This is a genomic window from Dictyobacter vulcani, from assembly GCF_008974265.1.
Taxonomy (GTDB): Bacteria; Chloroflexota; Ktedonobacteria; order Ktedonobacterales; family Ktedonobacteraceae; genus Dictyobacter; species Dictyobacter vulcani.
Window position 1 is genome coordinate 497,514 of the sequence record NZ_BKZW01000004.1, and the last position, 15,095, is coordinate 512,608.

Sequence of the window (15,095 nt, forward strand, 5' to 3'; positions counted from 1 at the left end):
AACGTATTGGCGCTAGCCGCTGCGCCCAGTTGGCGTACGAACAAGCAACGCCGCCGCAACCGCTGCCGCCACGGTCTATATGACGTCAATATCGCGCAGCTCCTGCAAATATCCATCGTGGCATTGGCGCTTATTGGATCACCATGGATCGGGCCCTGGCAAGCGATAATCATATCCAGCTAAATGCAATTTATCTCTCCTGACACATTTGCATACACCTCTCTATAAACAGATACCAGCTAGTAGTCTGTCAGACATCATGTGATGGGGAGGCGGGGATGCAAGGGCGGCTAAGCCCCTTGACTGGGGGATCGGGGGCTGTGCCCCGGCATCTCCCCCCATCCCGCCCGCGTAGCGGGCGCACAACTCATCACACGAAGTTTGACAATGTACTAGAAGATCAAAACCGGAAGGTTTTCCAAATTTCTTGATGATTTTGTTGGATACTCACTGGTCCATGGCTGACAAAATTATGAGTGTAGACACTGCTGCTGTTTTATGTTATAGTCGCTTCAGTATGGTAGTTAAGCTACATACTTTCAATAGATACTGGCATGGCTTGAGACAACGCTATCGTGTTTGGTGTTGATAGAGAAGGACAATCACTGGCTGCAAGTTGTCCTGAACACATACCGATGGATACCACTCAAGAAGCTTTCTCTTATTCGAGCGGTGGGCCTCCGTTAGCGGGCTATAGAGATTCGTTCTATACATAGAATGAATGAATTGTGGGTGGAACCACGGATGAGTTAACTCTTTCGTCCCCGTTGTGCGGGATGAGGGAGTTTTTTTTATTGCCGTTGCCCCGCTTGAGAAACGATTCTGCATGCAGCTAGCATTGGAACTATACCAGTGCTGAGAATATAGATTGAGTTTAGAAAGGGAACATACACTATGAGTGCTTCGATGGAAGTATCTGAAGAGCAGCAGGCGCAGTTTGAACTGGAGCATGCGCCATTCTACCGCTCACTTGATGGCGGCGGCGGTGCAATTGCTGTGGCCGGATGCGAAATTTGGCGTTGGTCCGGCGATTAAAAACGGCTTCTATTATGATATCGAGTTGCCGGTTGCTTTGACCACCAAAGACCTGGAGCGTATCGAGATTAAGATGCGCGAGCTGAAGAATAAGAAGCTTCCTTATGAGCGCATTGAGATGGATATCGATGCCGCTATTGAGAGATGAGCAAGCGCAAGCAGCCATATAAAGTTGAGCTCTTGAACCTGCTCAAAGAGCGTGGTAGTACCGCTGTGGTTGAGGAGACCGGTGATAGTGATGCGGTCGGCGTGAGCAGCGATCAGGGTGTCGACAAGGTCTCGTTCTACCAGACCGGTGATTTTGTCGATCTGTGCCGTGGACCACACGTCGATAGCACTAAACAGATCGGAGTCTTCAAGCTGATGAGTATCGCTGGCGCCTACTGGCGTGGCGACGAGAAGAATCCGCAGTTGCAGCGTCTGTATGGTACCGCCTTCAATAATAAGGAAGAGCTGGACCATTATCTCTGGTTCCTGGAGGAGGCGAAGAAGCGTGATCATCGCCGCCTGGGTCAGGAGTTAGACCTGTTTACGTTCTCGGACCTGGTTGGTGGTGGCCTGCCACTCTTTACCCCCAAGGGCACCGTGATCCGCGATCTGCTGGAAGAGTTTGTGCAGTCGCTGGAAAAGCCCCATGGTTATCAGCGTGTGCGTATTCCGCATATCACCAAAAGCGATCTGTATAAGGTGTCGGGCCACTGGGATAAGTTCCAGGATGATATCTTCCATGTCAGCGGCAAGAGTGGTGAGGACTTCTGCATGAAGCCGATGAACTGTCCACACCACACGCAGATCTTTGCCAGCCGTATGCGTAGCTATCGTGAGCTCCCGATCCGCTTTAGTGAGGTGACCGCCGTCTATCGCGACGAGCTACCCGGCACCCTGCAAGGTCTCTCGCGTGTCCGGGCCATCACCCAGGATGACGCCCACGTCTTCTGCCGTCCCGATCAAGTGGCCGATGAAGCCCGACGTATCTACGAGATCATCGATGGTTTCTACAAACCCTTTGGCATGAATCTCTCAATCCGGCTCTCCCTCTGGGACGAGCGGCATCCAGAGAAATATCTGGGCACCGCTGAAACCTGGAACAATGCCCAGGAGCAGCTGCGCCAGTTCCTGCGTGACAACAACGTGACCTGGACCGAAGAAGCGGGCGAAGCCGCCTTCTATGGACCCAAAATCGACTTTACCGCCAAGGATGCCCTGGATCGCTCCTGGCAGCTGGCAACCATCCAGCTGGACTTCAATCTGCCCGAGCGCTTCAACCTGGAATATATTGGGGCCGATGGCCATCCAACGCGCCCGGTTATGCTGCACCGCGCCATCCTGGGCTCGGTCGAGCGCTTCATGTCGGTGTTGATCGAGCACTATGCCGGAGCCTTCCCAACCTGGCTGGCCCCGGTTCAGGCCGTCGTCATCCCCATCGCCGACCGCCACGTGGACTATGCCTACGAAGTCAAAAAGGCCCTGCAGGCCATCGAGCTACCCAATGGTCGCACCTGCGCGTCGAGATCGACGAGGCCGCGAATCCATGCAGAAGAAGATCCGCAACGCCCAGATGCAGAAAATCCCATACATGCTTGTCCTTGGCGATAAAGAAGCCGAGAACGGAGCCGTCGCCGTACGCCGTCGTAGCGGCGGAGACCTCGGCACCCTCTCCATCGCCGACCTTGCCGAGCGCCTCAAAGCCGAAGTCGTCACCCGCAGCGACCTGGCTTAAGATCGTCCCGGCGTAATCATCCACTAACGCTTTTTAATGCCGTGGGTATGCAAATTGTGTACCCACGGTACTTCCCTCCACCATCCCCCACGTAAACATTTCCCAGAGAACTTATCAGAATACTCCATTCAAGCACATACTCCTGTTACCTTCGCACCAAATAAAACGTTTCTAGCTCTAAGTACAGGAAGCAATGCTTCCACGCTTTATTCACCTTCACCGCTCATAGAAGGATGGTGTTAGCATGGATAAGCCGCCAGCGCGCAAGACACGAAAAAGAGCGTCAATAGAAAAGATATTAGTGCTCACAGGCTGTATAATACTGCTCTTCACTTTTTGGTTCGCCGTGATCGCCCTGCTCTTCGCGGACTACCAGGAAAGTCCTGCTACCGCCAACCACGGTTTTGGAGCCTATTGGATCCTCTTTGTCCTCATGATACCACTACTGTTGCTCGCCGCTATTGGCACCATCATCCTGCTAAGCGGACTGATCGTCGCCCTGATCAAGAGAAGGCGGAAAGCAGCCAACACGCCATAGCTTTTTGTGCTCCCGCACTCCATATGCTAAAACTATACAAGGGACTCAACGTACCGGCAGCGCTGGTCGCTGCGATCAGTACCCGTCTGAGCAAGTATCGCCACCCTTCATCGCTTTCGAAAAGCATTAAAACTATCATAATCAATGCCTGCCACCTATCTACCTCGTCCAGATAGATAAGCGTGTGGGTTATTTATTCAGGTACCGAGCAGAAAGGATGCTACTCTATGGCTTCTACATTTATTCTGCGGCCAGTTGAGCCCGCAGATCAAGATTTTTTATGGGATATGCTCTACGAGGCCGCCGCTGTGTCGCCGGCCATGCGTGCCCTGGGGCGTGAGCAGGCGCTGGCAGTATCCAGCGTACGTAAATATCTGGCGGACTGGGGGGAGCGTGCCGGAGATATGGGTTGGATCGCCGTGGGAGAAGATCACCAGCCGCTGGGGGCAGCCTGGTATCGCTTCTTTCCCGCCGATGCGCCCGGCTATGGTTTTGTCGCCGCCAACATTCCAGAACTGACGATCAGCGTCGCCCCCGAAGCCCGTGGTTTAGGCATCGGAGGAGCACTATTGCAGGCCCTCTCGCAGGCCGCCGCCGAACAAGGATGTCCAGCCCTCAGCCTATCCGTGGATCGCGAGAATCCTGCCCGCCGCCTCTACGAACGCTACGGCTTCAACGACGCCGGCATCTCCACCCCTCAGGATTCCTCCATCACCCTGATCCACCACCTCCTATAGCCTTAATAAAAGCAAAGCAAAGTTTTGTGCAAACCAGCCAGGTGTGCTCAAACTTTGCTTTTGGTCATATATTGATATATTTACTTTCATCGTAACAAAAGAGCTGAAAATACTCCAATAATGCATCCCCCAATAAGCGGGAGATATTTCCATTTCCCCAGGATTAGAAGAAGCAATATCCCACTCCAGTTCAGCGTCTTTTTCCAGTTATCCTTTTTGCCAAACATACCATTTGTATACCCTGGCGTAGGAGGTCAAAGAAATCGTTCAGATTAGGGAACAGATACGTGAGTATGAGAGTAGCTAGAATCCCTATCAGCCCTCCCCATATAGGATTTACCTGGTGAGGAAGGAAAATACATCCCCACCACATTACGATGCTCACCAGAATTGATGCAATTCCTATTAGTAAACAATCTTGTTGGATTTGCCGATAAACCCTTCTGTTTCGTCTGGCCTGGCGCAATGTCCGTATACCTATTAACGAATACATGGCGATTAAATAGTATCCCATTAATCCACCGCAAAAAAGCAGTAGAGAATTTATTTCGTGACTGTTCATTTCATTTCCTTTCCCCGTGGCGGCAGCGCTAGCCGCCAATATTTTTCGGTTAAGCCCAGGGACGATTTGATCCTTGGAGGCGATGAGAAAATGTCTGCGCCGATAAGAGGTTTCATTGCATCAAATGATCAATAAAATTGTAGATGTAGGTTCGACCCCTGCGTCGATTGGTTCCCTTTAATTCTGCGACAAACACACCTCCGTTTAGCAGTACGCCTTTACATCCTGCACTATTCGTATAACTGGCAGATGCTGAAAATTACAGGCACTACTATCTAAGCAAGTATATGCAATTTTTTGCCTCACCACAATGTATCAAGCTTAAGAACATAAGAACATAAGACATGGTTCAAATCATGGTGACAGATGGAGACACGCAGGGGATTTCCATGCTCGAAGAAAGAGTGAAAAAGTGTAGCGGCAGTCTTCAAGGCTAATACTTTTCACTTAAGGATTGAATGGCTGAAATGATAGCATAACGGTGAAGGAACACCTTCTCAAAGGATCAAGAGAGGAAAAACGTGTAGGTTCGACCCTTTGGGTCGATTCGGTTGCCTCCACGCTACCCTCACCTCCGCAGGATCACGCAAGTGAAAAAGCGGTGAAGCAAGGCGTGAAGAGGCTTGCTCATGGTCAAGCAAGGATATCATGCAGGCACGAATCGACCCAAAGGGTCGAACCTACCTGTTCGCTTTTCTTGATCCTTTGAAGTCATTGGGCCTCTGATCGGCTCAGATGCTTTCGTCAATCTCGTCCAGAAAAAGGCTTACGTGAAAAGTATTAGTCTTCAAGGCTGCCGCTACTATAATGGTATTGTTATTTCTACCATAATTGGATCTTTCCCTCATGCCATTATCCCTCTATAGTAGGTTCGGAGCATGCCTCAGATTTTGTAGGTTCGGAGCATGCCTCAGATTTTGTAGGTTCGGAGCATGCCTCAGATTTTGTAGGTTCGGAGCATGCCTCCGATTTTTCCCTGTGATCACGTCCAATGAAATACTGTGAGGAGACGATATCTATGGATTCTGGGATACAGCAAGAGCGGGCGCGGCGTTTGCGCCAGTTGCATCATGATCCGGCGTTGTTGGTGTTACCGAATGTATGGGATGCGGCCAGCGCGCGCATTGTGGAGCAGGCAGGCTTTCCGGTGATCGCTACAGCCAGCACGGCGGTCGCGGCCGCGCTCGGCTATCAGGATGGTCAGCAGATCAGTCGCACGATGCTGATCGAGGCCATTGCCCGCATTACACGTGTGGTCGACCTGCCAGTAACGGCCGATATCGAGGCCGGCTATGGCTCTACGCCTGCAGAAATACTCGAAACGGTGCGTCAGGTCATCGCGGCTGGCGAGGTCGGCATCAATATCGAGGACTCTCATCCTGGTGATGAGGATAAGCTGGTGTATATTACCACCCAGGTCGAGTTGATCCAGGCGTTGCGACAACTGGCGACCACGCTGGATATCCCATTGGTAATCAATGCCCGCACGGATGTGTTTCTACTGGGAATCGGCGAGTCCGAGGAACGCTTCGAGCACGCAGTCAAGCGCGCCAACGCCTATCTCCAGGCCGGCGCGGACTGCATCTATCCCATTGGCCGCCTCGATCGTGACGTTATCGCCAACCTGGTCAAAGCCATCAACGGACCCATCAACATCCTTGGCGGCCCGCCCTCTCCCACCATACCGGAACTCGAACAACTCGGCGTGGCCCGCGTCAGCCTCGCCGGAAACATCCAGCGCGCCGTCCTGGAACACATGCGTACCATCGTCACCGAACTCTACGAACACGGCACATACACCACCCTGTCGTAACGGCAGCCCTGGAGGCTGCGCCCGTCCCCCTACGAGCGTAGCCAGTTGCCCCCTGGCTAGCACCTCCCTGCACGCCTCCGCGCACGTCAAACCTCTGCAATTTTACTGAACTATTTCTTCTGGTGCTCGACCCACTGAGCTCGCCAGGCAGGTGGCTCGAACGGATCGGCAAAATACTGTGTCTCGTGGGCAACCTTGCCATCGCGAAACTCCATAATGCTGACTGTTTGAGTTGGTTGCTCGTTATAGCTGAGCACGTACTCGGTGATCCATAGATCGCCGCTCCCAAGGATGCGCCGGATGGTGAAGCCCAGCTTCGCCGGGTGGTGGCCGCGAAGGGCCTGAATGTTGTGGCGACCGCGGATTCGCTCGCCCGACTGAGGATACTCGACCAGGACGTCGTCGTGATAGATCTCGTGTTCCGCTTCAATGTCACCAGCCGCGGAGGCTGCCCAGTGCCGATCCAGGGCTGTCCGAATTTCCTGGTTTTCCATTGTTTATCTCCCTTTGGCTCGTACCTGGCGTCGCAGCATCGCGGTGCTCGTTGCGCCACGCGACTGGTGTCCCTTCGATCCGCGAGCTGAATGACGCTATTGTTGAGGATTTCATCCATGCAACGACTCCTAACGAGCATAGCGGATGAGGGCAAGAGGCCAGCTGTGCAATATGGGCCATCGCATCAGCACTCGCCAGGCAGATCGCCTCCTGCGCCCGCTGTTTCGTCCCTGTACTGGCACGATGCGCGCATAGAAATTGGGTACCTGTTCGTGTATGTATGCTCTGACCCTCCTCGGGAGAGCCAGAGCATACATACACATTAGCCCTTGTAGGTCAGCACACGGCCCCAGAGGCTTTTGTTGCCCCAGATGCCGGCGCGCAGGCATTCAAGCTGGACGATCTGGCTATGGTCCACAAAGACATTGACTTCAGGACCATAGTTCTTGATGTACCAGGCAAAGACCTCGGGTCGGCGGCCTCGAACATGACTTTTTCCAGTCCGAGGGCGCCGATGATCTTTGCGGCGGCATCGGTGCGCCATGTTTTGACGTTTTCGGTGATGCCCTCTGACTCAATCATGATCATGTAGGCGCCGGCATCCAGGAATCTTCTGGCCTGGCCGATAGCCCAATCCACGTCGCGGGTGCCCTCGGATTCCAGTTCCTCGATGGCGGTAGCGCCTCCCGCGCCGAACTGGATGCCTACTTCCGGTTTGGCTTTGAGTCCGACGCTCTGGACTTTCTCGATCAGGCGCAGCCAGTCGTCGACCGGGATGGTGATGAAGCCGCTGGATATCTCCAGGATATCGAAGCCGACGTTGCGACATTCCTGGATGTATTGATTGACGGCCTCGGGTCCCTGGGTGAGCATATGTTCGATGAAGCCACCGGTCGAGACCTGTACATTATAACTGTGGGCCAGCTCAATCAATTCTTTTAGTTGTTTCTCCGGCATCAGTGTAAAGGCTCCGCCGGCGAACTTCAGCGAATCCACATATTCACCCATTGTCTCCAGTACATCCTCCAGGTAACGCTTGCCCATCGGCGTGTAGTATGGTCCACGGATCTCAGTAATGCCGCGTGTGCGGGGTTTGCCTTCACGCTCGTTCATGCGGACAAATGGAAATGCTCGGTTGCTCATAATATTCTCTCTTTCGTATAGTCTAAATTACCTGTGCAAATGACGGTTGTAGTACTGCGGTTAGTTGCGCGACGGTTTTGGTTTCGAGGTTTGCCACGGTCTCGATGATTGCTGCACGTTGTGCGGCATCGGTATACGCTGTGGTGAGCCGTTCAAACTTGGCGACGGCCTGTTCCCAGGACATCGGACGGCGGTGGAAGCCCTCGAAGTCCTGTTTTTCTTTGCTGAGTACCTGGCCGTTCTTGAGCGTAATCTGGATATGGCAGGGCATCTCATCGGGGAAGCGCTGGCTCATGTGCTCGTCGGGTTGGATGCTGACTTTACGCAGCAGATTCTGGACATCCTGTTGTCCGATGCGCTCGGGAACATATTGCTGTGGCGAAACCTCGCCGTCCAGCAGGCCCACGGCTGCCATGTAGGGGAGGCTATGGTCGGCTTCTTCCTTGGTGTGGATCTGCCGCTTGTCGCCCTCTTCGCCGCCGCCGATGATGTGGTAGGCCACATCAAAAACGTCGATCTGGATGTGCTCGATCTGCTCTGGCTGTATCTTGTGGGCCGTGCGTAGTTCCAGTATGCCTTCAAGCACGGACTGTGAATGGAATTCGGCGTTATACTTCTTGACGCTGGTAGAGCACACGGCCTCCAGATTCTCCTGCGACCAGTCCAGGGTGAAGGGGCCGGTGATGGCATCCATCAGACCCTTATTGCCCTCAAAGACCTCCATCGGACCCGTGATGCCGCGCATGGCCAGGAAGGCGGCGTGGGTGGCGGCAAAGGCGGTATTGGGATAGGCCAGTCCTTTCCAGTTGGAGAGATTGCCGGTGCGGGTGACGCGCAGGGCATTGTTGGCTGTGCCGCTGATTGCTATCGCGTTGGCGACTCCCTGCTGGTCCAGTCCTAGCGCTCTGGCCACGCCGGCCGCGACGGCATAGGCACCCTGGGTGGTATGGTCGAAGCCTTTGGCCCGTACGGGTGCGACATCGGAGAGCCGACACTGCACCTGATAGGCCATAGCCAGCGCTGTCATAAAATCCTTGCCATCGCGCTGCGCATACTCACTGGCCGCCAGTACCGCGCCCAGATTATCGCTGGGATGGCAGGTTTCCTTTTTGGCGATATAGCTGTCGTTATAGTCCAGATAGCGCACCAGGGCCGAGTTATAGAGTGCCGCACGATCAGGAGAGGTCTTGCCGCCACCAATCAGGGTGGTCAGGGGATTGCCACCAAAATCGTCCAGTTGGGCACGCAACTGCTTGATCGGTTGACCTTCCAACGCCCCGATGGCGCAGCCCAGCGCATCAATAATGCGTATCTTTAGTTGTTGACGCGCATCCTGTGAGAGATCCTCATACTTCATACGCACAACAAACGCTGCTAATTGTTCAACCTGGGTCATCTTGCCCTCTTTTCTACTCTACCTTAGAGTACTGAAAAGTATCCTTAACTACCATAGATTCTTTTATATGCGCCAGCGCTAGTGTGATCACATACACACTATAACGCATGCAAGTTGATGCGTCCAACACTTGTTTGATATAATGTTGATCTCACAGTGAGATCAATTCTGGGAGGAAAGAATAGCAATGGAGTTTCATCAGTTGACCTATTTTCTGGCGGCGGCACAGACGCAGAATTTCCGCAAGGCGGCCGAGCTAGCGTTGGTGGCGCAATCGGCCCTGAGTCGCCAGATCGCGGCCCTGGAGGATGAGTTAGGGGTTGAGCTGTTCGCACGCCACAAGAAACGTGTTACCCTGACGCCTGCGGGCGAGGAGTTCGCGCTGCATGTGCGTAATGCCCTGGAGCAGTTGCAGGAGGGTCAGCAGTTGCTGAGTGAGTTGCAGTCCGGACACCGTGGGACGATCCAGGTGGGCTGTATTGAATCGCTGGCCACATCCTTTCTGCCGGAGCTCTTCGCTTCCTTCCACCAGCAATATCCCCATGTACGCCTCAAGGTGCGCGTCAACCATACCGATGAACTGGTAACCAGTGTCGAGCAGGGAGAGGTCGAGCTTGGTCTGATCCTGGATCCCCGGTTGCAATCCGAGCTCCTGATCATCAAAGAACTCTTCCGCCAGCCGCTGCACCTGCTGGTTGCGGCGCAGCATCCACTGGCCAGCCAGCCGTCTGTCACCCTGGCCCAGGCCATCGCCGAGCCCTTCCTGCTCCTGGACCAGACATCGCGCATGGGCCAGATCACCAAGCGTATTTTTATGCAGCGCGGCCTGGCCATGCAGCCGCTGGTAGAGATAGAGTCGGTGGAAGGCCTGAAAGAGATGGTGCGCCAGGGCATCGGCGTTACTCTGACCCTGCCCGCCTTGATCCGCCCATCGCATCTGGAACACGACCTCGTCCTGCTACCGATCGCTGACCTCAGCGAAGAATTCATCTTCGCCCTCATCTATCGCCGCATCGGACCCATCTCACGCGTGGCCCGTGAATTCATCCAATACGTTTCGCTTAAGCCCCGGTCGGAGGACGATATAACGTAAACGTAGCGGCAGCCTTCACGGCTGCGATCTGTTCCGCGTATGAAGAACTCCCTGTTCGCAACGGCATGCGCTTGCCGCTGCCCCTTCTCGACGTCCGATGGGCCCACGCCGCACATCATGGGAATGGCCCCGGACACGTGGGTGATGACGTGGCTTGTCCGTGCGTGCAACGGGGCAGCGGCAAGCCCTACCTTGCCATCGTGTGAGCGAAGCTAGCCGCGATTGAGCGGCGTTCACGATGGTCTTTCCATGGGCGCATGCCGTTGCGTGGTGGTTGCTTGTCGGTACGCCGACAGGTCGCAGCCGTGAAGGCCAATACTTTTCGTTTAAGCCCTGGATTGGTTTGATCCTTGGATGTTATGAGCGAACGTATGCGCGCGATAAAAGGTTCCATTGCGTCAAAAAATCGGTAAAATCGCAGATGTAGGTTCGACCCTTGAGGTCGATTTGTACCCTTTATGAGATCACCGTTTGACCATGAGCACGCCGTGGCATGTTATACGATGCGTTATCGTGGGGGTCAGGAAATCGACCTCAAGGGTCGAACCTACCGCTTGTATCTCTCTTGATTATTTGAGCTGGTTTTGCTTCATTATCATGCTACCAATCATAGCCATTCCATCCTTAACCGAAACGGATTGGCGACCAGCGCTGCCGCTACGTCAGAGAAAATTTTCTGTTCGTTCTGCTTTATCTGATGTCTGGATGTGGATTACGTTTAATGTTTTTTTATGGTTTTATAGATAATTCAATAGAAGTATATGTTATAATAAATATTCATATATAATGTGATTGAATTGATTCGTACATACTTATCAAGTTTCTGGTATTGTAAGAGTTTTGGGATGAAAAGAGGTTTAATATTATGCAGAGCACCAATCAATTAATGCAGCGTAAACGTCCATTAGGCGTAATCCTTTGTACTGTATGGATGGGATTCTGGGGCTTGACGATCTGTTTCATACTTGTTGCTTTGGTTCTTGCCTGGTCCCATGGCGCACCCGTGCAATTTAATGTCGTTGCAGATGTACTTGGGCTGGCGCATTTGCCGATTGCCTGGGGCGTCTGGAAATTAAAGTCCTGGGCATATGGCGCTACCCTCGTCCTGCAAGGTGCAATGTTCCTTTATTGCATTATTCAGCTTGCGTCGGCGCCTGCTTCTGCACTGACCACATCACTGCAAAACGTTATCATTATGCCTGTATTAATTATGGGCTATTTACTTGTTAAGCGTAATGTGTATGCTGCCTTTTATTCACCAAAGTCGCTTTATGAATAGTCATCTCGGGAGAACAATATTGATACAGCGTATTGCTGTTATTGGTAATGGTGGTGGTGGCAAGACCACGCTCTGCTGGCGTTTACATGCTGTGTTGCAGTTGCCGATCTATGAAATCGATCAGATTCAATTCAAGCCAGGTTGGGTAAGCACTCCATTGGATGAGGTGCGTGAGAAGCATGATGCGATCCTGCGTCAAGAGCGCTGGATTATTGATGGCTGGGGGCCATGGGATGCTATGCAGAAGCGTTTCGAGTTGGCCGACACTATCATTTTTGTGGATTTCCCTTTGCAGACGCATCTATGGTGGGCCATGAAACGGCAGATCCAGTCCATATTCCGTCCACGTCTTGGTGGTCCGAAGGCTGTCCCTTGCTCCCGATGACCTGGCCGATGCTGAAGACGATTTACTCTGTCCACAAAAACTATCGGCCTGAGCTTATCAAGCACCTGGACAGCCTTGATAAAACAGACACGCACATTATCCACATCCACTCACCCAAAGAATTTCGCCAATTTCTACGTGATGTGCCGCAAAGCTTGTCCGTACGCTAGCTACCATACGTATGGGATATGATCTGCGTCATACTGCACCATAACCTTGCAACTCTTCTGGCGTCGCGTGTGTTATTCTCTTACGAGGGGATTAGAAGTGCCGCCGGTATGCGGCGCGCTTTTGCGCAAAAAAAGATCAGCTTTTGCAGATAACTTCATAGTTTATTTACAATTGCCTGCGCATTTATTGAGAACTCTCCTTTATACTGTGCATAGCGAAAATCGCATATGCTTATGTAGTTGGGGTGATGTTGGCAACGTGCTAATTTTTTGGATGTGGATAATACTTCCTGTGAAGGAGAGATAGAGTAGATGGCTGATCTTGTTGATGCCGCACCGGCATCTATCCGTGGCCCGCGTGTGGCTGATCGAAATTTCGAGCTGCCTACGCTCTGGCGCCGCATCGCTTTAGGGCGGTGCTCGTGCTGGCTGTATTTATGGACTTTTTTCAGCTGGGTCAAAATGGGTATGGGAATGCCTATTATGCGGCCGGTGTGCGGAGTATGGCTGATAGCTGGCATAATTTTTTCTTTGTTTCGTTTGATCCCGGTGGTTTTGTGACGGTGGATAAGCCACCACTTGGTTTCTGGCTACAGACGCTGAGCACGAAGATCTTTGGTTTTACGCCGTTCAGTATCTTTTTTCCGCAGGCGCTGTGTGGCGTGCTGGCGGTCTGGCTGCTCTATCGTCTGGTGACGCGTCATTTCGGGGCGGTGGCCGGTCTGGTGGCGGCTCTGGTCCTGGCGGTGACGCCGATCAGTGTGGTCACTAACCGCAATAATACGATTGATGGTACGCTGGCCCTGGTACTGCTGCTGGCGGCGTGGGCGGTGATCCATGCGGCCGAAAGTGGCAAGTTGCGCTGGCTGTTGCTCAGCGCGGTCTTTGTCGGTCTCGGTTTTAACGTCAAGATGGCCGAGGCCTATCTGGTGGTGCCGGCCCTCGGACTGACCTATCTGCTCTGTGCGCCACGCAAGGTCTGGACCCGTGTCTGGCATTTGCTGCTGGCCCTGGTCGTGATGTTCGCCCTCTCGCTCTCCTGGGCGCTGGCCGTGGACCTGACGCCCGCTTCTATGCGCCCCTATGTTGGCTCGACCCAGGATAACTCGGAGTTGAGTCTGGCCTTTGGTTATAATGGTCTTAACCGTTTGCATATTGGCGGGAATGGTTTTGGCGGTGGTCGTGCGCGTCCAAATACAACAACTCCTACGACGCCGCCGCGAACCAGTACAGGTTCGCAGTCCGCGGTGAGCTATCGTCGTGCTGCTGCCAGTGCTGCTGGCACCCCTACACCTCCTGCGACGAACCGTGAATTCCAGGGTGGCAACGGTGCTGGTCAATTCGCAGGTGCTCCAGGAGGAGGACAGAATAATGATGCTGGTCCGTTCGGTTGTTTGGGGTTAACCTGGGTGGGCAGATCGGCTGGTTGTTACCTTTTGCGCTGATCGCGATTATTGCCCTGCTCGCTGTACAGCGTTTCCGTTTCCAGGAAAATAAGCGCCAGATCGGGATGGTGCTGTGGGGTATGTGGTTGCTGACCATGGCGATCTTCTTCACGGTCGATGGTGCCTTCCACCAGTATTATATGACCGAGATGTCGCCGGGCCTGGGTGCGCTGGTGGGTATCGGACTGGTGGTGATGTGGCAGGCCTATCGTGGTCGGTCCTGGAGTGGCTGGTTGCTGCCTCTGGCGCTGGCCCTGACGGCTGTGGCCCAGATCTATATGTTGCTCAGTTATCCGAGCTGGTCGCAGTGGTTGAGCCCTATCATCGGTATCCTGACGATCGTGGCGGTGGCCGCTTTGATCTTCTTCCGCTTACGTCCAACCCTCAAATGGTCGCTGTCGGTTTCCCAGTTAGCGGCCAGCGCGGCCGGACTGGGTCTGGCGGTGCTGCTGGTTGCTCCCACTATCTGGTCGGGCTATGCGGTGATCCACAATGTTGAATCATCTGCGCCTACGGCTGGTCCGCCCGCGCAGGTTGCTGATGCTGCTGCTTTCCCTGGTCAAGGGGGATATGGTGGTTTCCGTGGTCAGGGGGATATGGTGGTTTTCCTGGTCGGGGAGCAAATGGTGGCTTTCCGGGTCAGGGTGCAGGCCGCACGCCACGCACAGGACAAAATGTACCTGGCCAGGGGTTTGCGGGCTTTGGACAGGGAGGCAACGCTAATCCGGCGTTGATCTCTTATCTGAATGCTCATCAGGGCAAGGCGGAATTTCTGGTGGCACTGCCAGTTCCAGTACCGCCGACTCGATTATTATGACCACGAACAAGCCGGTGATGGCATTGGGCGGCTTTGGTGGTAGCGACCCGATCTTAACGCCGGCTGAATTGCAGAGCATGATCAATAACGGGACCGTGCGCTACTTCTGGCTGAGTGCACCGACCACCCGCACTGGAACCGGAACCGGCACCGAGGAAACTCGCCCGAATCCTGTGGGCGGCTTTGGTCGCCAGAACGAGGCGGCTACCTGGGTCACGAACAATTGTCATGTCGTGCCAACCAGTGACTGGCAGCCGTCTTCCAGTTCATCTAACACCGCCACTCAGGGTGGGACGCAGTTGTATGATTGCGCCACCACCAATTCCTGAGGAAAGTCCTTAGCCACGCAGAGCGCGGGCCAGCATTTTTACGCCGGCCTGTAGCTCTTGTGGCGTGGTAGTGGCAAAGCCCAGCACGAGGCCATCGCGCTGCTGGGTGTGCTGATTATGCTGCGTGACCACTTGCAC

General features: G+C 53.7%; 15 protein-coding genes and 1 pseudogene. 12 read left to right on the plus strand and 4 right to left on the minus strand.

The window, feature by feature from the left end; genetic code table 11:
- Window positions 1-949: 949 nt before the first annotated feature.
- From KDW_RS33395 to KDW_RS29600, 6 genes are all read left to right on the plus strand, one after another.
- Complete coding sequence (locus KDW_RS33395) at window positions 950-1,183, plus strand: hypothetical protein (RefSeq protein WP_198925690.1); 234 nt, start codon at window positions 950-952, stop codon at window positions 1,181-1,183.
- The gene (gene thrS / locus KDW_RS29585) at window positions 1,180-2,631 is read left to right on the plus strand and encodes a threonine--tRNA ligase (RefSeq protein ID WP_198925693.1); all 1,452 of its coding nucleotides are present in this window, start codon (window positions 1,180-1,182) and stop codon (window positions 2,629-2,631) included. Before KDW_RS33395 ends, thrS begins: the two co-directional genes overlap by 4 nt.
- Window positions 2,567-2,755, plus strand: coding sequence for a His/Gly/Thr/Pro-type tRNA ligase C-terminal domain-containing protein (locus KDW_RS33400; RefSeq protein ID WP_198925695.1), 189 nt, complete (start codon window positions 2,567-2,569; stop codon window positions 2,753-2,755). The genes thrS and KDW_RS33400 overlap by 65 nt, the downstream gene beginning before the upstream one ends.
- Window positions 2,756-2,999: 244 nt before the next feature.
- On the plus strand, window positions 3,000-3,293 hold the full coding sequence (locus tag KDW_RS29590) for a hypothetical protein (protein WP_151759486.1): 294 nt from the start codon (window positions 3,000-3,002) through the stop codon (window positions 3,291-3,293).
- Window positions 3,294-3,520: 227 nt separating this feature from the next.
- On the plus strand, window positions 3,521-4,030 hold the full coding sequence (locus KDW_RS29595; protein WP_151759487.1) for a GNAT family N-acetyltransferase: 510 nt from the start codon (window positions 3,521-3,523) through the stop codon (window positions 4,028-4,030).
- 1,580 nt (window positions 4,031-5,610) lie between these two features.
- The gene (locus tag KDW_RS29600; RefSeq protein WP_162005739.1) at window positions 5,611-6,405 is read left to right on the plus strand and encodes an isocitrate lyase/PEP mutase family protein; all 795 of its coding nucleotides are present in this window, start codon (window positions 5,611-5,613) and stop codon (window positions 6,403-6,405) included.
- Window positions 6,406-6,515: 110 nt separating this feature from the next.
- Here the strand turns inward: KDW_RS29600 and KDW_RS29605 are convergent, their stop codons facing one another.
- The 3 genes and pseudogenes from KDW_RS29605 to KDW_RS29615 all read right to left on the minus strand — a co-directional run bounded on the left by KDW_RS29605 (window position 6,516) and on the right by KDW_RS29615 (window position 9,439).
- Window positions 6,516-6,899, minus strand: coding sequence for a nuclear transport factor 2 family protein (locus tag KDW_RS29605; RefSeq protein ID WP_151759489.1), 384 nt, complete (start codon window positions 6,897-6,899; stop codon window positions 6,516-6,518).
- A gap of 323 nt (window positions 6,900-7,222) precedes the next feature.
- Window positions 7,223-8,043 (minus strand): annotated as a pseudogene (locus tag KDW_RS29610) (phosphosulfolactate synthase).
- A gap of 22 nt (window positions 8,044-8,065) precedes the next feature.
- The gene (locus KDW_RS29615) at window positions 8,066-9,439 is read right to left on the minus strand and encodes an MmgE/PrpD family protein (protein WP_151759490.1); all 1,374 of its coding nucleotides are present in this window, start codon (window positions 9,437-9,439) and stop codon (window positions 8,066-8,068) included.
- A 187-nt stretch (window positions 9,440-9,626) separates the two neighbouring features.
- On the opposite strand from KDW_RS29615, the gene KDW_RS29620 reads away from it, so the two are divergent.
- The 6 genes from KDW_RS29620 (at window position 9,627) to KDW_RS29650 (ending at window position 14,957) form a co-directional block, all read left to right on the plus strand.
- Complete coding sequence (locus KDW_RS29620) at window positions 9,627-10,532, plus strand: LysR family transcriptional regulator (protein WP_151759491.1); 906 nt, start codon at window positions 9,627-9,629, stop codon at window positions 10,530-10,532.
- 865 nt (window positions 10,533-11,397) lie between these two features.
- Window positions 11,398-11,811, plus strand: a complete 414-nt coding sequence (locus KDW_RS29630; protein WP_151759493.1) for a hypothetical protein — start codon at window positions 11,398-11,400, stop codon at window positions 11,809-11,811.
- Window positions 11,812-11,830: 19 nt separating this feature from the next.
- Window positions 11,831-12,196: a P-loop NTPase family protein gene (locus KDW_RS29635; RefSeq protein WP_151759494.1), complete on the plus strand. Its 366-nt coding sequence runs from the start codon at window positions 11,831-11,833 to the stop codon at window positions 12,194-12,196.
- Between the two features lie 607 nt (window positions 12,197-12,803).
- Window positions 12,804-13,811, plus strand: a complete 1,008-nt coding sequence (locus tag KDW_RS29640) for a glycosyltransferase family 39 protein (RefSeq protein ID WP_151759495.1) — start codon at window positions 12,804-12,806, stop codon at window positions 13,809-13,811.
- The gene (locus tag KDW_RS29645; protein ID WP_151759496.1) at window positions 13,757-14,545 is read left to right on the plus strand and encodes a hypothetical protein; all 789 of its coding nucleotides are present in this window, start codon (window positions 13,757-13,759) and stop codon (window positions 14,543-14,545) included. Before KDW_RS29640 ends, KDW_RS29645 begins: the two co-directional genes overlap by 55 nt.
- A gap of 34 nt (window positions 14,546-14,579) precedes the next feature.
- Entirely contained in the window at window positions 14,580-14,957 is a 378-nt protein-coding gene (locus tag KDW_RS29650) for a mannosyltransferase YkcB-related protein (protein WP_443092592.1), read from the plus strand.
- Window positions 14,958-14,966: 9 nt separating this feature from the next.
- On the opposite strand, the gene KDW_RS35510 is transcribed toward KDW_RS29650, so the two are convergent.
- Window positions 14,967-15,095, minus strand: coding sequence for a hypothetical protein (locus KDW_RS35510; protein ID WP_269822547.1), 129 nt, complete (start codon window positions 15,093-15,095; stop codon window positions 14,967-14,969).